Source organism: Sessilibacter sp. MAH3, assembly GCF_054658275.1.
In genome coordinates this window covers 34,767-55,162 of sequence record NZ_BAAGIE010000024.1, presented here as the reverse complement: position 1 = coordinate 55,162, position 20,396 = coordinate 34,767, and the positions used below count along the sequence as shown (strand labels likewise).

The window sequence follows — 20,396 nt, the reverse complement described above, 5'->3', positions numbered from 1 at the left end:
TTGTTACAAAGCTGTTTAGACCATTGCACATGAGAGAAATACGCGGTGCTAATTCTGTATTGGTGGCACCATGTTTAACAGGCTTCAATACAGATCAGTAAGTTAGGAGGCAGCTTTGTTTTTTGGGGAATTAAAACCCGCCCTTCTTGTTCTCGAAGATGGCAGTATTTTTCGTGGTAGATCCATCGGTGCAGAAGGTGTTTCTGTAGGGGAAGTGGTTTTCAACACTTCGATTACTGGATATCAAGAGATTCTTACTGATCCATCCTATGCTCGCCAAATTGTCACTTTGACTTATCCACACATCGGCAACGTGGGTACCAACAGTGAAGACGAAGAGTGTGAGCAGATTTGGTGTTCTGGTTTAGTGATTCGTGACTTGCCCTTGTTGGCTAGCAATTTTCGAAACCAAACCAACCTCGATACCTACCTAAAAGAACGTAATATTCTTGGTATTTGTGATATAGATACTCGCAGACTTACCCGTATTTTACGCGACAAAGGCGCCCAAAATGGCTGCTTAATGGCTGGTGATATCGATGCAGACCACGCTTTAGCGCAAGCGCGTGAATTTGCCGGTCTTAAAGGAATGGATTTGGCAAAAGAAGTCACCACCAAGAACGCTTATCCGTGGCGTGAAGGTGTGTGGACTCTCGGTGAAGGACACAACCAAAATACAGAATCGACCTTTAAAGTTGTTGCCTACGATTTTGGTGTGAAGCGCAATATTCTGCGCATGTTGGCAGAGCGCGGTTGTGATATCACCGTAGTGCCTGCCAAAACTTCTGCTGAAGATGTGTTGGCCTTAAATCCAGACGGCATTTTTCTTTCCAACGGCCCCGGTGATCCAGAACCCTGCGATTACGCCATTGAAGCGATCAAAACCTTATTGACCAAAAATGTTCCAATTTTTGGTATTTGTTTAGGCCATCAATTATTAGGTCTTGCCTGCGGCGCTAAAACCGTAAAAATGAAATTCGGCCACCACGGCGGTAACCATCCAGTTCAAGATCTAAAAACTGGGCGCGTGATGATTACCTCGCAAAACCATGGTTTTGCTGTGGACGAGTCCAGTTTGCCCGCCAATGTGACGGTAACGCATAAGTCGTTATTCGATGGCACTTTACAGGGTATTGCCAGCACTGAATTTCCCGCATTCAGTTTCCAGGGTCATCCAGAAGCCAGTCCAGGCCCACACGATTTAGCACCGTTGTTCGATCAGTTCATCGACAAGATGAACGCTGCAAAGGGTTGAGGCATAGACTGCCAAGACTTGAGCTAAGTAGACAATGAGTCTGCTTGTATTTTCTGAGACTAGAATTCCAAGCTGCCCACTTTGTGGGCGGCGCTAAGAGACACAAGACGTTTGCCATGCCAAAAAGATCAGACCTCCAAAGTATTCTCATCATTGGTGCCGGACCTATCGTAATCGGTCAGGCCTGTGAATTTGACTATTCCGGTGCTCAAGCCTGTAAAGCGCTGCGTGAAGAAGGCTACCGCGTTATTTTGGTCAACTCTAATCCTGCGACCATCATGACCGATCCATCCATGGCCGACGCCACCTATATTGAGCCGATTGAGTGGCAGACGGTTGCGAAAATCGTTGAAAAAGAGCGCCCAGATGCGATTCTGCCAACCATGGGTGGCCAAACTGCGTTGAACTGTGCGCTAGATCTACATGAAAACGGCGTACTGAAAGAGTTCGGCGTGGAGCTCATTGGCGCTAACTACGAAGCCATTCATAAGGCCGAAGACCGCAATCTATTCGACCAAGCCATGAAGCGCATTGGTTTGGAGTGCGCAAAAGCAGAGATTGTGCACACCTTAGAAGAAGCCATGCACGTACCAAAGCGCTTAGGCTTTCCGGTGATTATTCGCCCGTCTTTCACCATGGGTGGTTCCGGCGGCGGTATCGCTTACAACTGGGAAGAGTTCGAGCAGATTTGTGTGCGTGGTCTGGACCTATCGCCCACCAACGAGCTTTTGATCGATGAATCATTGCTCGGTTGGAAAGAATATGAAATGGAAGTTGTGCGTGATAAGAACGACAACTGCATTATCGTTTGCTCCATCGAAAACTTCGATCCAATGGGTGTGCACACCGGTGACTCCATTACTGTAGCACCCGCGCAAACCCTGACCGACAAAGAATTACAAATCATGCGTGACGCCTCTCTGGCGGTACTGCGTGAGATTGGTGTTGAAACCGGCGGCTCTAACGTTCAGTTTGCGGTGAACCCAGAAAACGGCCGCTTGGTGGTTATCGAGATGAACCCTCGTGTATCTCGATCTTCAGCACTGGCGTCTAAGGCGACCGGTTTCCCAATCGCTAAGATCGCCGCTAAATTGGCGGTGGGTTACACCCTAGACGAGTTGAAAAACGACATCACCGGCGGCGCGACTCCAGCATCGTTCGAGCCTTCTATTGATTATGTTGTTACTAAGATTCCACGTTTTACCTTCGAGAAATTTGGCGAGGCCGACGCACGTTTAACCACTCAGATGAAGTCTGTGGGTGAGGTTATGGCGATTGGTCGTACCTTCCAAGAATCTTTACAAAAAGCCTTACGCGGTCTTGAAGTTGGTTCAGCGGGGTTTGAGCCGCGTGTCGATTTAGAAGCCGATGACGCGCAAGAGCAAATCAACCGTGATTTAAGTTCACCGGGCGCAAACCGAATTTGGGTAGTGGCTGATGCCTTCCGTGCGGGCATGAGTGTTGATGAGGTTTATCAAGCATCTAAGATTGATCCTTGGTTCTTGGTGCAAATCGAAGAATTAGTACAAATTGAAGCGCAGCTTGCCAGCAAGCCTTTTGCGGAAATCGACGTCCAAGCCATGCTTTATTTAAAGCGTAAAGGTTTCTCCGATAAACGTTTGGCAGGATTGCTTGGCGTCACCGAAAAAGCCATTCGTGGTCAACGTCGTAAATTGGGCGTAATGCCAACCTACAAACGTGTTGATACCTGCGCGGCCGAGTTCAGTACTTCTACCGCTTACATGTATTCCACCTACGAAGAAGAGTGTGAATCGAACCCAAGTGATCGTGACAAGATCATGGTTCTTGGGGGCGGTCCAAACCGCATTGGTCAGGGTATCGAATTTGACTATTGTTGTGTTCACGCAGCTCTGGCCATGCGCGATGATGGTTACGAAACCATTATGGTTAACTGTAATCCAGAAACCGTTTCTACCGATTACGACACTTCTGATCGCTTGTATTTCGAGCCGGTGACTTTGGAAGATGTTCTCGAAATCGTTCACAAAGAGAAGCCAAAAGGCGTTATCGTTCAGTTTGGTGGTCAAACACCGTTGAAGTTAGCCTGCGCACTTGAAGCGGAAGGTGTACCTATTATCGGTACGCCACCAGAGGCCATCGATCGCGCCGAAGATCGTGAGCGATTCCAACAAATGATCGAACGTTTAGGCTTAAAACAGCCCTCCAACGCAATTGTGCGCACTCTTGATGAAGCATTGCGCAAAGCAGACGCTGTGGGTTATCCGTTGGTGGTTCGCCCTTCTTACGTGTTGGGCGGACGTGCGATGGAAATTGTTTACAAAGAATCCGAACTGAAAACCTACATGCGCGAAGCGGTGCAGGTTTCCGATGATGCGCCAGTACTCTTAGATCACTTCTTAAATGCAGCCATTGAAGTAGATATCGATGCGGTATCTGATGGCGAAGTCGTCGTTATTGGAGCCATTATGCAGCACATTGAGCAATGCGGCGTTCACTCCGGTGATTCTGCGTGCTCATTGCCACCTTATTCATTGCCAAGCGATGTACAAGATCAAATGCGCGAACAGGTTCGTCGCATGGCGCTAGAGTTGGGCGTTGTTGGTTTGATGAACGTGCAGCTTGCGTATCAAGGTGGTGAGATTTATGTCATCGAGGTGAACCCTCGCGCGTCTAGAACCGTACCGTTTGTTTCTAAGTGTATTGGTGTTTCGTTAGCGAAGGTTGCCGCTCGTTGTCAGGCGGGCCAAAGTTTGGAATCGCAAGGTTTTACCGAGGAAATTATTCCTCCGTATTACAGCGTTAAAGAAGCGGTATTCCCCTTCAACAAATTCCCGGCGGTAGACCCAATCTTGGGTCCAGAAATGAAATCCACCGGTGAAGTTATGGGTGTGGGTGATACCTTCGCTGAAGCCTACGCAAAAGCGCAAAAGGGCGCTGGCGATGCCATTCCAAGCAGCGGTACCGCATTTTTGAGTGTGCGTGATTTCGACAAACCAAGAATTGCACAGGTTGCTAAAGAGCTGTCTGAGCTTGGTTTTAAATTGGTTGCTACGCCCGGAACTGCAAGCTTAATTGAAGCAGAGGGCTTAGAGGTAACCAAAGTTAATAAGGTTAATCAAGCGCGCCCTAACATTGTTGATCTTATTAAAAACGACGAAATAGATCTGATTGTGAATACCACCGAAGGTAAACAAGCCATCCGTGATTCGGCCGATATACGCCGCAACGCTGAGGCTCATTCGGTGTATTACACCACGACCTTAGCGGGAGCTTTGGCCGTATGTAATGCGTTGCGTAACACACGTGAAACCGTTGTTCGCCGCCTTCAGGATCTCCACGCACAAATATAAGTGGCTATTGGGTGTAACCTAAATTTCACACAGAATTATTTGCAAGGAAAACAATGATTAAAATTCCAATGACTGTCGAGGGTGCAAAAGCCCTCGAAGTCGAGCTTGAGCAGTTAAAGAAAGTTGACCGTCCACGAATTGTTGCTGCAATCGCAGAAGCGCGTGAACACGGTGATTTAAAAGAAAATGCCGAATATCATGCCGCTCGCGAACAGCAAGGTTTTTGTGAAGGTCGTATTCAAGAAATCGAAGCGAAATTAAGTAACGCGCAAATTATTGATATCAGCAAGCTACCAGCAAGCGATAAAGTAATTTTTGGTGTAACGGTAGACATCATCAATACCGATAACGACGCAGTAACAACCTATAAAATTGTTGGTGACGACGAAGCCGACGTAAAAGCGAATAAGATTTCGGTAAATTCACCCATTGCGCGTGGTTTAATTGGTAAAGAGGTTGGCGATATCGTTGCCATTCGCACACCTGGTGGTGTCGTTGAATACGAAATTGAAGACGTACGTTATATATAAATAATTGTATGTGACCTAAAAAAACCAGCGTTTAGCTGGTTTTTTTGTTTTAGGCTATTTAACTCATAACCGCGTTGCAAACTTATTCAGATTGCAAATTTTCAAATCCGAATTTTTTGCTGTCTCTTGAGAGAGATCTTTAAGTCTACTGAACTTTGAAACGTAAATTGGTTAGTTTTGGATTCGGTTTGCTGGCTTTTTTGAACAACAGCACAACCTTGCCAATTTCTTGCACAATTTCAGCAGAGGTTTGTGCAATGATTTCTTGGGCGACGGCCTTGCGAACCTCTCGGTCTTCAATGGCAATTTTCACCTTAATCAATTCGTGGTCGCGAAGTGCGCGAAAGAGTTCATCAAGAACACCTTCACTGATGCCGTTTCCAGCAATAATAACAACCGGTTTTAATGAGTGACCAATACTACGGTATTGTTTTTTTGTATCTGTGTCTAAGGACATGAAATTTTCCAAACTGACGGTATCAACGCCGGAAGTTTAGCCGAAAATGCGCGATAAATCGATCAAAGTCTGTTTGCCAAATGCTATCTCAGAAGAAAAAGTCTGCGACATTTAAACGTGTATGAATCCCTTCGACGAATGTCGCAGTGTGTAATGAAAAGACACTAAGTTTTGGGATCAAATGTGAATTTAGATTAAATGCCCGGCCATCGCTGGTAGAGCTGGATAGCCCTTGTTTCTAATATGTTGCTATCCAGATCTAATACGCCGTGCAACTCTAAAATAGTGAGCGATTAACGCTCTTCAGAATACTCACCTTCTTCGTCCTCACCGCGCTTAAACTTGTGATGAGACTTGCGGAATTCGTGCATTTTTTCGCGTTTCAATTCATGCATGGCTTGTTGAAACTGGTCTTTTTGCTCTTCGGTCAATAGTGCATCTAAATCGGCGTCGTATTGATTACGAAGATTTTTCATGGCCGCATGATGTTCCGTCATTAACGTAGAGAACTGTTGGTCATGGTTTTCAATAAGCGTCTTCAATGCCGTTTTGGTTGAATCATCAACGGCTAGACCATCCACTAGGGCTTGTCTTTCCGCGGTGAATTCTTCACCCATTGGTTTTTTGAAGAAATGATCTTTTCCGCTGGCAAAAACCGTTGCGGTCATAGCGATGGTTACAGAAGCAACTAGAACTTTAAGCGATGTTTTCATAGTAGGTTCCTCATGGATTTGCTCTTAAGTTGTAGGATGCAGTATCAAGAACAAATGAGGACTAAATATGGACACAATGTGCAATCTGCCTTCATCTATAAAAAAGTGTCATGAGCGGTTACGCGATTTTTTTGCACACGAGAAATTCACAGCTTTTGGATAAATGCACAAGAAATTAGCATGAAAGATGGGTACTGTTCGTCTAGCTTTACAGTATAACTGTATTCGAGCAGTAAAAATTCCGGTGCTATTTGTAAACACACTGTTTTTGTTGCGCAGTTAGTAAAAAATAAATGCTTTAAATGTTTGTAGTTAGCAATCCAAAAAATTGATTATTTTGACAGCGGTAAAATCCGTAATCGCTTTAAAATACAGCAATTTTTAAGTATTTATTGGCTAGAAAAACGCAATCTTAAAAAACAGTTAGTTTAAATCACCCAATGAATTTTCGAATAATTACTTAATTTTACACAAGGTTAATTAATTTTAAGGCTGCGGTGCTTTGTCGCAGTCATTCATAATTTATGCGGACTGTTATTTGCTTGAGACCGCGCTCAGAATAATCGTAAGTAAATGGATAGGTAGCGGTAGTATGAAAAACTTGTCTCGGCGGAAATTACTGCTTTTGATGGCATCAATTGGCGGCACTACGGCAGTTTATAACACGGCGTATGCGCTTGGCTTGGTGGCTGCTCCTGCGCAAGGCGCGCCACTTAATTTAAAACCGGCTACCGGGAATAAAAAGAAAGTATTGATTTTGGGCGGCGGTATTGCGGGTTTATGTTGTGCCTACGAACTCGAAAAAGCCGGTTATGAGTGCACAATTTTAGACGCCTCTCACCGTGTTGGCGGTCGTAATTTAACGCTTCGTTCCGGCGATCTTATTGATGAATTGGGTCGTCCTAATTACTGTAAGTTTGATAAAGACCCTAATCTGTATTTCAACACCGGTCCCGCCAGGATTCCTGGGCATCACCGACGCCTTTTAGGTTACTGTAAAACACTGGGTGTGCCTCTTCATGTTCGTGCCAACGAAAGCCGTTTGGCCTACTGCCACGACACCAACGCCTTTGGCGGTAAGCCTATTCGTATTGGGCAAATTATTTCCGATACTCGCGGCTTTATGTCAGAGCTCGTTGAAAAAGGCGTTAAAGCAGGTGCGTTCGACAAAGAATTATCAAAAGAAGACATAGAACGCCTTTCTGGCTTTTCAAAAATGTACGGTGATCTAGCGGATACCGGCATTTATCAAGGCACCGAACGTGCAGGTTCTAAGCGCGATCGAATGCTTGAACATGTTGAAACCAACGATGTTTTAGACTTCAAAGAAATGCTCCAATCTGAGACGTGGCGCTCGGCTGTTATGGCGAGTGAGCCCTATGATTGGGCGGCACCTGTTATGGAGCCCATTGGCGGTATGGATCAAGTAGTGGAAGGTTTCAAACGAGCCATCAAATCGCCAATTTTATTGAAAGCGCAAGTACAGTCTGTGCAGACTACCGATAGCGGCGTAAAAATTAGCTTCCAACATGAAGGCCAAATTAAAACCTTAGAAGCCGATTATTGTTTCAATAATATTCCTGCTCACCTCATGAATGGTATCGACAACAATTTGCCGTCTGAATACGCGCAGGCTCTAGGCAGTATTGGTCGAGGTCATTTGTTTAAGATTGCTTTCCAAATGAAGAAACGTTTCTGGGAAGATGAAGGCATTTACGGTGGGATCAGCTACACCAACCAAAAAGTTCGCCAGCTTTGGTATCCGTCGCACGATATCAATACCGAAAAAGGTGTGATGCTGGGTGCTTACTCTTGGGTAGATTCTGAGGCCATGGAAATCGAAGCCATGGATCTAGAAGATCGTTTGTCTATGGCAGCCGCAGCTGGTGACAAGATCCATAAAAATTACTCCAGCTACATTGAAGCCGGTGCAAGCGTTATGTGGGCACGAATGAATCACATGATGGGATGCAGCGCGCGCTTACCTGAAGGTAAAGAAGACGAGGTATTAGCCATTTTGGGCAAGCCAGTTGGTCGCCACTTTATGATTGGTGATCAGGTGTCTCGACATTCTGGTTGGCAAGAGGGCGCCTTGGCCTCTGCACACAATGCCCTAGCGCATTTCAGTAATTTGGTTACCGAACTAAACGCTTAAGAGAGTCGATTCAATGAAGTTTGTAATGAAATTAGTATCTGGCGCGGTATTGGTAGCGGCATCGACAATGGCAGGCGCAGAAAAATTAGAAGTTATTCCTGAACAGTATCAAGTTTGTACGGTCTGTCACGGTACCATGTTGCGTGGTAACAGTAGCACCAAGGCTCCAGCAATTGCAGGCTTGCAATCTTGGTATGTGAGTAAACAGCTCACTAGCTTTAAAAAAGAATGGCGTGGTAAACATCCGCAAGACGTACCGGGCACCGAAATGTATCCCGTTGCAGCGGGAATGTCTGAAAAAGAAATCAGTGCAGCCGCAAAATTTGTTGCATCGTTACCAGTGCCAACATCTACCAGCGCTACGGTTACCGGAGATGTTGAAGCTGGCGAAAAGCTTTATTCTGCATGCAAGGCTTGTCATGGCGGCAAAGCCGATGGCAATAAATTGCTGGGAGCGCCAAGTTTGGCAATCCAAAATGATTGGTATTTAAAGCAGCAATTAATTAACTATCGAGACGGTATTCGCGGTAGCCATCCCGAAGATTCAAAAGGGGCGTCAATGGCACAAGCAGCAAAAGGACTTAGTGGCGAACACGATATCGATAATATTGTTGCGTACATTTCCACCTTATAAATTCAATAATGTAGGAATCTATTCTATGAACCTTAAGAAGACTCTAGTACTTTCTGCGGCACTGTTGTCGTTTGCGCAATTAAGCTCGGCGGAAGTCACTCGTCATCCGTTACCAAACAACAGCACTTTTCCCATTGCACGTGCGGTAGAAGTCACCGCTGATACCACATTGATTTATCACAGTGGTCAAGTACCCGCTGCGGCAAAGCCAGACGCTGAAAAAGGCAGTCGTGAATATTACGGTGATACCTATACTCAAGCGATGAGTGTTTTCGGTAAATTCGAGCAATCACTCGCTGATTTAGGTTTAGGTTTTGGCGATGCTGTAAAACTCACCGTGTTTTTAGTGGGTGATCCAGAGATGGACGGCAAAATGGATTTCCAAGGTTTTATGAAAGCCTACACTCAATTCTTTGGCACTAAAGAACAGCCAAACCTTCCTGCACGCTCTGCTATTCAAATTGCTGGATTAGCTGGTGGCCCTGGCATGTTGGTTGAAATCGAAATGGTTTTAGCAAAACCCAGCAAATAATTGGCGAACTATTTTTTGCTAAAACGGCGACTTTTCAGTCGCCGTTTTTGTTTCCAGATTAGCAAACTGATAAAAATCTAGTGTTTTGCTAAATACTTATTCTTCTGATTGATCTCAGCACAAATTGTTGTCACTGAGTTCACTATTCGCCATCGGGTTCAAATTTATAACCTAGACCATAAACCGAATGAACATAGCTGTGATCGGGGTTGGCTTGATCGAGTTTTTTGCGTAATTTTTTAATATGACTGTCGATAGTTCTTTCGCTAACAATTCGATAATCGGAATAGATGTTATCCATAATCTGGTTGCGCGAATAAATTCTTCCAGGGCTTTGCATTAATAATTTAAGCAACGCCAACTCTGTGGCCGTTAAATCGATCTCTTGATCTTTAATGCGAACTCGACAACGATCGGTTAATAATTCAATGTTTGCAGGTTTGCTCTGTGTATTTGCGTCTGGATTGGTTCTGCGTAAAACGGTTTTTACTCGTGCAACAACTTCTCTTGGGCTGTAAGGCTTGCAGATATAATCATCTGCGCCCAGTTCTAATCCTAATAGACGATCAATTTCTTCAATTTTCGCGGTGGTTATTAAAATAGGCAATTGACTCTTGGCGCGAATGCGTTTGCAAACTTCCAAACCATCAAGGCCTGGTAACATTAAATCAAGAATAACCGCATTGGTTTTGTTGTGTTCAAGCCATGCTAATACTTCATCGCCTCGCGCAATTGTATGAGTATTAAATCCAGAGGCTTTAAAATAGTCTTGCAAAAGACCAGACAAACTTTTTTCGTCTTCCACAATTAAAATATGTTGCGCGTTTATCTCATCCATAAATTACTGGCCAGGAGTAGAAGGTATTTCAATGATAATTTTTAAACCGCCAAGCGGGCTTACTTCAGCTTTGATCGTACCGTCGTGAGCAGTAACAATATTTTTCACAATGGCCAGACCAATGCCTGCACCGCCTGAATTTCGATTGCGAGAATTCTCTGCTCGATAAAGTGGATCGAATAATTTACCCAAATGGATGGCGTCAACACTTGGAGCACTGTCTTGGATAACCAGCATGACTTTTCGACCATTCCTTTCCAGTAATAGCTCAACTTGTCCGGGTGTGTCGGTATAGTTCAAACTGTTATTCAAAAGATTTAGCAACAGTTGCTCGAAACGTTGGCGATCAATCAACATTGAAACGCGGTCGACGTTACTGCTAAAACGCAAATTAAGTCCTTTTTCTATAAAGGCGGGTTCAACCGTCGTTCGAACTTGATCAACCAAGGCTTTTAAATCGGTCTCGTGTTTTTGATAATTTAATGCGCCCAGCTCGGAGACAGAAAGCTGGTACAAATCGTTAATTAATTGTGTGAGCTGATTAATATGGGTATTGAGCGCTTCTAGATTGTCTTTATTCGGCTTGCGAATGCCGTCGATAAAGGCTTCAATTTGGCCTTTTAAAAATGTAACCGGAGTTCTTAATTCGTGGGAAATATCGGCCACCCAGCGTTTACGTTGTTCCCGATTTGCCTCTAGGGTTTGCGCTAACTCGTTAAAATATTTTCCAAGTGTGGCGATTTCATCTTGGCCGCGAATTTCTACACGCGCGTCGTATTTGCCATCGATTAATCGCGCAGTTGCTCTTTGCAGTTTTTGAACAGGTTTTACCAAAATGGCAGCCAACGGAAATGCAAAGGCCGCAGAGGCAATTAACGCTAATAAGCCAATGACAACAAAATTGTTGGTTTGATTGCGTAAAAAATGCAGCTCCGATTGTGATTTCAATCGCTTGGGAATTTCGAAGCCAACGAAACCAATGGTCTTGCCGTCGATGCTGAGGTTTTGCCAAGTAATATCATCTTTGTCATCACTGTCGCCGCGAATTTTACCGACCAAAATATTGTGGTGTTTATCCGCTAACACCAAATTACCTAAAGGCAAAGGTGGCTTCTTGCGTTGATCGTGATCTTTATGAGAGCGGGGAAGGTGCCTTTCTTCGAGCTCTTCCAGCTCGTCTTCACTGGCTAAACCCGATGCTTGAAACCAAGTGATGCGTTGTAGATTCCACCAACGCCTTGGATTTTCAATCAGTGTCTGCCAGCTATCGTCATACTTATACATCTTCTCAAGCTTGGGTTTAATAAGCTGGATTTGCGCTTCTGAAACTCGGGCAACATAGTGTTTAAAACCGTGATCGAGGCTGTACTGAACCCAAAACAATAGTCCGGTAACCAGCGTGGTTGAGCTAAAAAACAGCACCAGCCAGAGTTTTAACGCTAGGTTGAATTTTGGTATTTGCATATACTTTACGATCACAGAAACAATTACAGCATCATACAAGAATCGTGATCTGCGCCAATGGCTTAGGTGTGAGTCCTTATTTTTTTCTCATTTAGGACAATAACGCAAAAATTGAGTAGTTCGATGATTGGTTGTAGTATCGGCTAATAAATATACAGAGTTAACAATGGCACGTTCAAAAAGTAGTGGTCAGTGGCTACAAGAGCACTTTAACGATCAGTTTGTAAAGCAGTCTAAAGAAGACGGCTACCGATCTAGGGCCAGTTACAAACTGCTCGAACTGCACGGAAAAGACAAATTGTTCAAACCTGGAATGTGCGTACTCGATTTAGGCGCAGCCCCCGGCGGTTGGTCACAGGTAGCGGTCGAGTTAGTCGGTGAAAGCGGCGTTGTTTTTGCGTCAGATATCTTAGAGATGGATTCGATAGCGGGTGTTGAGTTCTTACAAGGTGATTTTACCGAGCAATCTGTGTACGACGAGCTTATGGAGCGTCTTGGTGAATATGGTCACGAAGGTGTGGACCTTGTAATTTCGGATATGGCGCCCAATATGAGTGGTATGCCCGAAATCGATCAGCCGAGAGCCATGCATTTGGTCGAGCTTGCCCTTGAAATGGCACTACAGGTTCTCAAACCCAATGGCTCTTTCGCGGTAAAAGTGTTTCAGGGCGAAGGTTTTGATCAGTATTTAAAAGAGTTACGTGACGCTTTTAAGACCGTAGTCACTCGCAAACCAGAATCGTCTCGGGCGCGTTCTCGGGAATGTTATCTGGTGGCTAAAGGTAGAAAGTCTTAGAACTGATAGTAATTACGTGTGCTCGGGAGCTTTTTCTTTATTAGAGTGGTCATAAATACTGGAAAGTGTAACAGGCCTTGAATATGGCTTCGATGGAAGTGTAGAACTCAAACGCTATAAACCTATTGAAAACATAATCTGCCGCACAGACTGTTTTAGTGAACTAACTTTGCTCGCTTTCACTGAAATAGCGATCATAAAATACTCTAATTTGAATATCTAATTAGAGTATCAACCTACACCGCCTTAGTGTGTTTACTGTTTCCCTTATAGCTTTTTATTTCAAAAAACGTCGGGAAACCGCTGGTATTAACCGCTTTAGTTATGCCATGCTTATAATCTTGCGCTACGGCACTAGCTCAGCTGGAACCTCATACAGTGAGGCTATTAGTATTCTTATAATGAGGGCTAATCCTTGAACGACATGGCTAAAAATCTGATTTTATGGCTTGTTATTGCGGCCGTTCTGCTTTTTACATTCAATAGCTTTCAAAGCTCCACCGATAGTTCGGAAATCGACTACTCGCAATTCATTAATGAAGTGCAGACAGATCGAATCAGATCCGTAACTTTTGATGGTGCAATCATCGTTGGTGAAAGAACCAATGGCGAGCCTTTTAAGGTTGTTCGCCCAGCGGCTCAAGATCCAAAATTGATGGACGATCTGCTCAAGCATGACGTGATTGTGAAAGGCCGTGAACCGGACTCTCCAAGTTTGCTTCAGCAATTGCTAGTTGCCAGCTTCCCAATTCTTATCATTATCGCTGTGTTCATGTTCTTTATGCGCCAAATGCAGGGCGGAGCAGGCGGTCGTGGTAGCCCAATGAGCTTTGGTAAGAGTAAAGCTCGTTTGTTGGGTGAAGACCAAATTAAAACCACCTTTGCCGATGTTGCCGGTGTGGATGAAGCCAAAGAAGATGTGCAAGAACTGGTTGAGTTTTTACGCGATCCTTCTAAATTCCAGCGTCTAGGCGGCATGATTCCGCGCGGTGTGCTGATGGCAGGTCCTCCAGGAACCGGTAAAACCTTGCTTGCCAAAGCCATCGCTGGTGAAGCCAAAGTGCCCTTCTTCTCGATATCAGGTTCGGATTTCGTCGAGATGTTCGTAGGTGTTGGTGCTTCGCGTGTTCGCGATATGTTTGACCAAGCCAAAAAACAAGCGCCGTGTATTATCTTTATCGATGAGATCGATGCGGTAGGTCGTCATCGTGGCGGCGGCCACGGCGGTGGTCACGACGAGCGTGAACAAACTTTGAACCAATTATTGGTTGAAATGGACGGTTTCGAAGGCAGTGAAGGCGTTATTGTTATCGCAGCAACCAACCGTCCTGATGTACTCGATAAAGCACTGTTGCGCCCGGGTCGTTTCGACCGTCAAGTATTCGTAGGCTTGCCAGATATTCGTGGTCGTGAACAAGTACTTAAAGTGCATATGCGCAAAGTACCTATCGATGAAAGCGTTCAAGCCAGTGTTGTTGCGCGAGGTACTCCAGGTTTCTCTGGTGCCGATCTTGCCAACCTTGTTAACGAAGCGGCTCTTTTTGCTGCTCGTGCTAACAAGCGTGTTGTTACCATGGAAGAATTCGAAAATGCTCGCGACAAGATCCTTATGGGTGCTGAGCGTAAGTCTATGGTAATGAGTGAAAAAGAGAAAGAAAATACGGCCTATCACGAAGCAGGCCATGCCATTGTTGGTCGTTTAGTTCCAGAACATGACCCTGTGCATAAAGTGACCATTATTCCTCGCGGTCGTGCGTTGGGTGTGACTCAATTCTTACCAGAGTCAGATAAGTACAGCTATAGCAAACGTGCCATTGAGAGCCAAATTTGCTCTTTGTTTGGTGGTCGAATTGCCGAAGAAATCACTCTTGGTTTTGAAGGTGTTACCACTGGTGCATCGAACGATATCGAACGAGCCACCAGTCTAGCGCAGAACATGGTAACCAAATGGGGCCTGTCTGAAAAATTAGGTCCGCTACATTATGGTGAAGACGAAGCTGGAATGCCGGGCGCGGGTAATACCCACTATTCTGGCTGGACTCAAAGAACGATTGACGAAGAAATTCGCGATATTATCGATAGATGTTACAAGCGTGCTGAGCAAATTCTTACCGATAACCGCGATATTTTAGAAGCCATGAAAGACGCTTTGATGGAATATGAAACCATCGATGCCGAACAAGTTGATGACTTGATGGCACGTCGAAAAATGCGTCCTCCACGTGATTGGCGTGACGGCGGTGGTTTTACGCCACCACCCAAAGAAAGTGCCTCTAAAGGTGGTTCGTCGGATTCCATTGGTGATCCTGCCGACATCTAATCGACTCTCTCATAACGAGTAAGAGTCTCTAAAAGCCGACGAGTTAACAGCCGTCGGCTTTTCATTTTTAATCCAGTCAACTTTCTGCATAACTGAGAAACTGATTTGAAGGCGAACCTTTCAATCCTCTGCGGCGATAAATTATTAGATTTATCATGTCCGCGTGTCATGGGAATTTTGAACGTCACCCCAGATTCTTTTTACGATGGTGGTACTCTATTTGTAGGCCAATCTGTAGATAAATCTAAGTTGCTTAAGCGCGTAGAAGCGATGCTTGATGCCGGAGCTGATCTGATTGACGTCGGTGGGGAGTCCACCCGTCCGGGATCGGATGTGGTAACCACTGAGCAAGAATTGGATCGTGTGGTTACGGCGGTTGGTTGGATTCGACAGCACTTTGATACCATTATTTCCGTGGATACCAGTACACCTGAAGTTATGATCGAATCGCAAAAAGCGGGTGCTGGTTTAATCAACGATGTACGTGCGCTCCAACGACCCGGTGCAGTGGTGGCAGCAAAAGCTACCGGATTGGCGGTTTGTTTGATGCATATGCAAGGCGAGCCACAATCTATGCAGGCTAATCCTCAATACTTTGATTTATTAGCCGAAGTCGAAACTTTTCTTTTAAAAAGAGTCGATGTTTGCGCAGAGGCAGGAATACCCAAGAGCCAGATTATTTTAGATGTCGGCTTCGGCTTTGGAAAAACCTTAGACGACAACCTGCGATTGATGCGAAATCTAAAAAGGTATTGTGATCTACCGTTTGCTCATTTGGTTGGGGTTTCACGAAAATCCATGATCGGTACAATTACCGGTTGTGAGGTGGGTGAGCGTTTGAATGGCAGCTTGGCGTTGGCTTACGAGTCTTTATGCCAAGGCGCAAAAATATTGCGTGTGCACGATGTTAAAGAAACGGTAGATATCGTTAAAATTTATACTGCTCTGCATTCTGGCTAGTTTCACTGGTTTTGATTAGGTTCATTAACTAAGTTTTATGCTTGCTGTGACAACTCCTGAACACAGCGTTAATCCTACTGATTTATTATGGCAAGAAAATATTTTGGTACCGACGGTATCCGTGGTCGTGTTGGTGAGGGTGCAATTACGCCCGAGTTTGTGCTGCGCCTTGGTTGGGCTGCCGGTCAAGTTCTGGTAGAGCAAAGTGCGAAGACCGGCGGTTCTCGCCAGATTCTTATCGGCAAAGACACTCGAATCTCTGGCTACATGTTTGAGTCTGCTTTGCAGGCAGGGCTGATCAGTGCAGGTATCGACGTTGGGTTACTTGGGCCAATGCCAACCCCGGCAATTGCGTATCTCACTCGTACATTGCAAGCGCAAGCAGGCATTGTTATCAGTGCCTCGCATAATCCTTTTTACGATAACGGTATTAAGTTTTTCAATAGCGAAGGCACCAAGCTTGATGACGAAATTGAACAGGCCATTGAAGACAAGCTGAGCGAAACCATGGTGACCGCATCGGGCCTAGGTAAAGCTCGACGTATCAATGATGCCGCAGGACGTTATATTGAATATTGCAAAAGTACTGTGCCTTGGGGTTTCAGCCTCATGGGCCTACAAATCGTTCTAGATTGTGCCAACGGTGCTACCTACCACGTTGCCCCAAAGGTATTTACCGAGCTCGGCGCTAAGGTCATCTCACTGGCAGTAGAGCCGGATGGTTTGAATATTAACGCCGATTGTGGATCTACGCACCCGCAGCGATTACAAGCTGAAGTGCTCAATCGCGGCGCTGATTTAGGTATTGCGCTGGACGGCGATGGAGACCGAGTACTCATGGTCGATCATAAGGGCGAGTTGGTTGATGGTGACGAATTGCTCTTTATCATAGCTGAACATCGATTATCACAAAATAGCCATTGTCAGGGCGTGGTAGGTACTTTAATGAGTAACCTAGGGCTCGAACTTGCGCTAAAAGAAAAAAACATAGAGTTGGTGCGCGCCAAGGTTGGCGATCGTTACGTCATCGAAGCCATGAAAGATAAAAATTGGATGCTCGGTGGCGAGTCTTCCGGTCATATTATCTGCAACGACGTAACTACCACAGGCGACGGAATTATCGCCGCTCTGCAAGTATTAAAAGCTTTGGTACATCAGGAAAAAAGCTTGCATCAGGCCAAGCTCGGCATGAAAAAATTCCCGCAAACCATGATTAACGTGCGAACGCCATCGCGTGAAAAGTTGCACACCAGCGAAAACATAAAACTCGCCGTCGCCAATGCCGAAACCGAATTGGCGGGTTCTGGCCGAGTCCTTTTGAGGCCATCTGGCACCGAGCCGTTAGTTCGGGTAATGGTTGAAGGCGAAAACCAAATGTTAGTTCGCGAAGTTGCGCAAAAACTCGCCAAGGTGGTTGAATCCGAACTCGCGTGAGGCTCACACGCACGTCTCAATGATTGTAAGTTCACCTTATCTCATATAGTATTGGCGCCCGCTTTATGCCGGCCCTGGATGATCCATAAGCAATTTTAAGGAACCATAAAAATGCGAAGATCTCTTGTTGTGGGCAATTGGAAGATGAACGGCAGCTTAGTGCAAAACAAAGATCTTGTTGGTGCACTCAAGCAAAAATCGTTTCCTTCAAATGTGGAAGTCGTTGTTTGTCCACCTACGGTGTACCTGCCACAAGTGGCTGATCTCGTTAATGAAGACAGTATTTGTGTGGGAGCTCAGGATGTGAGTCACCAAGCAAATGGTGCTTACACTGGTGATACCGCGGCTGAGATGCTCAAAGAATTTGCCTGCCAATACGTTATCGTTGGTCATTCTGAGCGTCGCGAATATCAACGCGAAAGTAATACAACTGTGGCTGAAAAATGCCTACAGGCTTTGAAGAATAACATTACACCAATAGCATGTGTGGGTGAGTCTTTGGAGCAGCGAGAACAAGGCGCGACCTTATCGGTAATTTCCGAACAAATTCAAGCCTTGATTGAGCGACTCAGTGAAGACCAGCTTAAAAGCATCGTTATTGCCTACGAGCCTATCTGGGCTATTGGTACAGGTTTAACGGCGACCCCAGAGCAAGCACAAGAAGTGCACGCAGCCATTCGTGAACAACTGGCCGATGCCGGTTCAAGTGTATCGCTGTTGTATGGTGGAAGCGTAAAAGCTGCGAATGCAGCAGAACTATTTACACAAAAAGATATAGACGGAGCTTTAGTCGGCGGCGCCTCTCTAGATGCTGACGACTTTTGCGCAATTGCTAACTCATTTTAACTGAATAACCATCGTGACTTTAAGTCATGGGCTGAGTTGATCGTTTAATACAAATGATTTGGTAATTTCGCAGTTGGCTTGGTTGTAGAATTGTATGGGAATTTTATGCAAACCTTAGTTTTAGTTGTTTATCTCCTAATTTGCTTGGCGATTATCGGCCTAATTATGCTGCAACAAGGCAAGGGTGCCGAAGCAGGCGCTTCTTTTGGTGGCGGTGCTTCGCAAACCGTGTTCGGTAGCCAGGGCGGTGGTAATTTCTTTTCACGCCTTACCACTTGGTTGGCAGCAGTATTTTTCGTATTGGCATTTGGCTTAACCTATTTAGCCAAGCAGCAATCTACGGCAGATCTTATTGATCCAAGTCTTTTAGAGGCCGGTTCTAGCTTAGAAGCAATCCCACAATCCGATATTCCAAGCGTAGAGTTAGAAGAAGAGTCTTCTGATATTCCTGTTGTTGAAGATGCGGCGAATGATGCTGAAAACACAGCCTCTGAATCCGATATTCCAACGGTAATTGAAGACGAGACTTCTACCGAGTCTACGCCAAACAACTGATATACCAAACAACTGATATGTAGTTGTATAGGTTGCCGAAAAAGCAGGTTAATACCTGCTTTTTTTATGTCTAAAATTTACAAAAGAATTCCAAACTGCCGACTTTTTGTAAATGAAAGCGAGTATAGAGATTAAAGAGTGCTCAGAGTAGTTCACTTGCTTTAGGTACACTGTTTTCAGCAGCTTGCTTCAGTCGATATTGTTCAAACAGTTTTAGTTCGTTAAAAACTCTCGGAGTTTTCCGAAAAGTTTTGCGCTCTGGCATTACACCTTGTATAAAAGTTGGTATCTCATTTGTATTATTAAGCATGAATTTAAAATCAATGGACTGCCCGCCCCAACATCAATGGATCAATAAGAGTACTCCAACGTGAAGATTTGTTATTTTGTTAATCAATACCCCAAAGTCAGTCACACGTTTATTCGTCGAGAAATTTTAGCGCTAGAAACCCTCGGTGCCAGCGTAGTTCGTATTGCAGCACGTAATTCCCCAGAAGAGTTGGTAGACGAGACCGACAAAAGAGAACTCGCCAAAACCCGTTGCATCGCCATGGGCAACAAAAAATCATTACTGAAGTCCGGTTTCAAACAACTTGTTAAAGATCCTGTTGGTTTTTTTAAAGCTGCCATAGAAGCAATCAAGCTTGGTTTTAATGATCAAAGTCGCTACCTCTATAACTTCGTTTATTTACTCGAAGCCTGCGAACTCTTAAGAATTTGCGAAGAGCAACAAGTCGATCATGTTCACGCCCATTTTGGAACCAATTCAACATCGGTTGTAATGTTGTGTCGCTTATTGGGCGGCCCCAAGTACAGTTTTACCGTGCATGGCCCAGAAGAGTTTGATAAACCCATTCAGCTGTCTTTGGGTAAAAAAATAGAAAATTCAGCGTTCGTTGTTGCCATTACCTCTTTTTGCCGCAGCCAACTTATGCGTTGGTGCAGTTTTGAACACTGGAAAAAAATAACCATCGTTCACTGTGCCGTTGATGATGAGCTACTTACAAAACCTCATAAGCCTATCACCTCGACAAACCGTTTTATTAATATCGGTCGGTTGAGTGAACAAAAAGGCCAACTGTTATTGGTTGAAGCCATGGCGCTTTTAAAAGAGCGCGGCGTGTCGGCACATATTTCATTAATTGGTGATGGTGACTTAAGAACCGAAATTGAACGTACTATCGCTGTTCACGGTTTGGAAGAATACGTGAGCTTGTTAGGTTGGCGCTCAACAGCGCAAATTATCGAAGAGCTTGATAACGGTTCTGCCTTGGTGTTACCCAGTTTTGCCGAAGGTTTACCGGTTTCGATTATGGAAGCCTGTGCACGTAAACGGCCCATCTTAACCACCTATATTGCGGGCATCCCCGAATTAATTGATGAAAACAGTGGTTGGTTAATTCCTGCGGGCGATGCAAACGCAATCGCCGATGCTATCGAAAACATCACTCAGCATTCTCTAGAGCAGCTTACAGCGTTAGGTGAATACGGTTTTCAGCGAGTTAGCGAAGAGCATGACAGTGTTCGAGAAGCGCAAAAATTATTGGATGCAATAAAATCATTGGAGGATTAGCG

17 protein-coding genes are annotated in these 20,396 nt (G+C 44.9%); 13 read left to right on the top strand and 4 right to left on the bottom strand.

Features of this window, described 5'->3' with window-relative positions; all coding sequences use genetic code 11:
* Window positions 1–115 precede the first annotated feature (115 nt).
* The 3 genes from carA to greA all read left to right on the top strand — a co-directional run bounded on the left by carA (window position 116) and on the right by greA (window position 5,117).
* Window positions 116–1,255 (top strand): glutamine-hydrolyzing carbamoyl-phosphate synthase small subunit, encoded by a 1,140-nt coding sequence (gene carA, locus ACYQ2C_RS14335; protein WP_460047560.1) that lies wholly within the window; start codon window positions 116–118, stop codon window positions 1,253–1,255.
* A 116-nt stretch (window positions 1,256–1,371) separates the two neighbouring features.
* Complete coding sequence (gene carB, locus ACYQ2C_RS14330) at window positions 1,372–4,587, top strand: carbamoyl-phosphate synthase large subunit (RefSeq protein WP_460103725.1); 3,216 nt, start codon at window positions 1,372–1,374, stop codon at window positions 4,585–4,587.
* Window positions 4,588–4,640: 53 nt separating this feature from the next.
* Window positions 4,641–5,117, top strand: coding sequence for a transcription elongation factor GreA (greA, locus tag ACYQ2C_RS14325; RefSeq protein ID WP_460103727.1), 477 nt, complete (start codon window positions 4,641–4,643; stop codon window positions 5,115–5,117).
* 145 nt (window positions 5,118–5,262) lie between these two features.
* On the opposite strand, the gene yhbY is transcribed toward greA, so the two are convergent.
* Window positions 5,263–5,574, bottom strand: a complete 312-nt coding sequence (gene yhbY, locus ACYQ2C_RS14320; RefSeq protein ID WP_460047566.1) for a ribosome assembly RNA-binding protein YhbY — start codon at window positions 5,572–5,574, stop codon at window positions 5,263–5,265.
* Between the two features lie 293 nt (window positions 5,575–5,867).
* Window positions 5,868–6,287 carry a hypothetical protein gene (locus ACYQ2C_RS14315; RefSeq protein ID WP_460103730.1) on the bottom strand — a complete coding sequence of 140 codons (420 nt, stop codon included), beginning with the start codon at window positions 6,285–6,287 and terminating at the stop codon, window positions 5,868–5,870.
* 592 nt (window positions 6,288–6,879) lie between these two features.
* On the opposite strand from ACYQ2C_RS14315, the gene ACYQ2C_RS14310 reads away from it, so the two are divergent.
* Genes ACYQ2C_RS14310 through ACYQ2C_RS14300 form a run of 3 tightly spaced genes read left to right on the top strand, consistent with a single transcriptional unit; the run spans window position 6,880 to window position 9,608 of the window.
* Window positions 6,880–8,442: a flavin monoamine oxidase family protein gene (locus ACYQ2C_RS14310; protein WP_460047569.1), complete on the top strand. Its 1,563-nt coding sequence runs from the start codon at window positions 6,880–6,882 to the stop codon at window positions 8,440–8,442.
* A gap of 25 nt (window positions 8,443–8,467) precedes the next feature.
* Window positions 8,468–9,076, top strand: a complete 609-nt coding sequence (locus tag ACYQ2C_RS14305; RefSeq protein WP_460103733.1) for a c-type cytochrome — start codon at window positions 8,468–8,470, stop codon at window positions 9,074–9,076.
* A 25-nt stretch (window positions 9,077–9,101) separates the two neighbouring features.
* Window positions 9,102–9,608: a RidA family protein gene (locus tag ACYQ2C_RS14300; protein WP_460047571.1), complete on the top strand. Its 507-nt coding sequence runs from the start codon at window positions 9,102–9,104 to the stop codon at window positions 9,606–9,608.
* A gap of 142 nt (window positions 9,609–9,750) precedes the next feature.
* Here the strand turns inward: ACYQ2C_RS14300 and ACYQ2C_RS14295 are convergent, their stop codons facing one another.
* Window positions 9,751–10,446 (bottom strand): response regulator, encoded by a 696-nt coding sequence (locus tag ACYQ2C_RS14295; RefSeq protein ID WP_460103735.1) that lies wholly within the window; start codon window positions 10,444–10,446, stop codon window positions 9,751–9,753.
* A gap of 3 nt (window positions 10,447–10,449) precedes the next feature.
* Window positions 10,450–11,910, bottom strand: a complete 1,461-nt coding sequence (locus tag ACYQ2C_RS14290; protein ID WP_460103737.1) for an ATP-binding protein — start codon at window positions 11,908–11,910, stop codon at window positions 10,450–10,452.
* 166 nt (window positions 11,911–12,076) lie between these two features.
* Here ACYQ2C_RS14290 and rlmE point away from each other — a divergent pair, with 166 nt between their 5' ends.
* The 7 genes from rlmE to ACYQ2C_RS14255 all read left to right on the top strand — a co-directional run bounded on the left by rlmE (window position 12,077) and on the right by ACYQ2C_RS14255 (window position 20,394).
* Entirely contained in the window at window positions 12,077–12,706 is a 630-nt protein-coding gene (rlmE, locus tag ACYQ2C_RS14285; protein WP_460047575.1) for a 23S rRNA (uridine(2552)-2'-O)-methyltransferase RlmE, read from the top strand.
* A gap of 424 nt (window positions 12,707–13,130) precedes the next feature.
* Entirely contained in the window at window positions 13,131–15,026 is a 1,896-nt protein-coding gene (gene ftsH, locus ACYQ2C_RS14280) for an ATP-dependent zinc metalloprotease FtsH (protein WP_460047577.1), read from the top strand.
* Window positions 15,027–15,131: 105 nt separating this feature from the next.
* Window positions 15,132–15,986: a dihydropteroate synthase gene (gene folP, locus ACYQ2C_RS14275; RefSeq protein ID WP_460103740.1), complete on the top strand. Its 855-nt coding sequence runs from the start codon at window positions 15,132–15,134 to the stop codon at window positions 15,984–15,986.
* Window positions 15,987–16,073: 87 nt separating this feature from the next.
* Window positions 16,074–17,420, top strand: coding sequence for a phosphoglucosamine mutase (gene glmM / locus ACYQ2C_RS14270; protein ID WP_460047580.1), 1,347 nt, complete (start codon window positions 16,074–16,076; stop codon window positions 17,418–17,420).
* A 111-nt stretch (window positions 17,421–17,531) separates the two neighbouring features.
* Window positions 17,532–18,266: a triose-phosphate isomerase gene (tpiA, locus tag ACYQ2C_RS14265; protein WP_460103743.1), complete on the top strand. Its 735-nt coding sequence runs from the start codon at window positions 17,532–17,534 to the stop codon at window positions 18,264–18,266.
* A 105-nt stretch (window positions 18,267–18,371) separates the two neighbouring features.
* The gene (secG, locus tag ACYQ2C_RS14260; protein ID WP_460047584.1) at window positions 18,372–18,821 is read left to right on the top strand and encodes a preprotein translocase subunit SecG; all 450 of its coding nucleotides are present in this window, start codon (window positions 18,372–18,374) and stop codon (window positions 18,819–18,821) included.
* Between the two features lie 370 nt (window positions 18,822–19,191).
* On the top strand, window positions 19,192–20,394 hold the full coding sequence (locus ACYQ2C_RS14255; protein WP_460103745.1) for a glycosyltransferase family 4 protein: 1,203 nt from the start codon (window positions 19,192–19,194) through the stop codon (window positions 20,392–20,394).
* The last annotated feature ends 2 nt before the right edge of the window (window positions 20,395–20,396 follow it).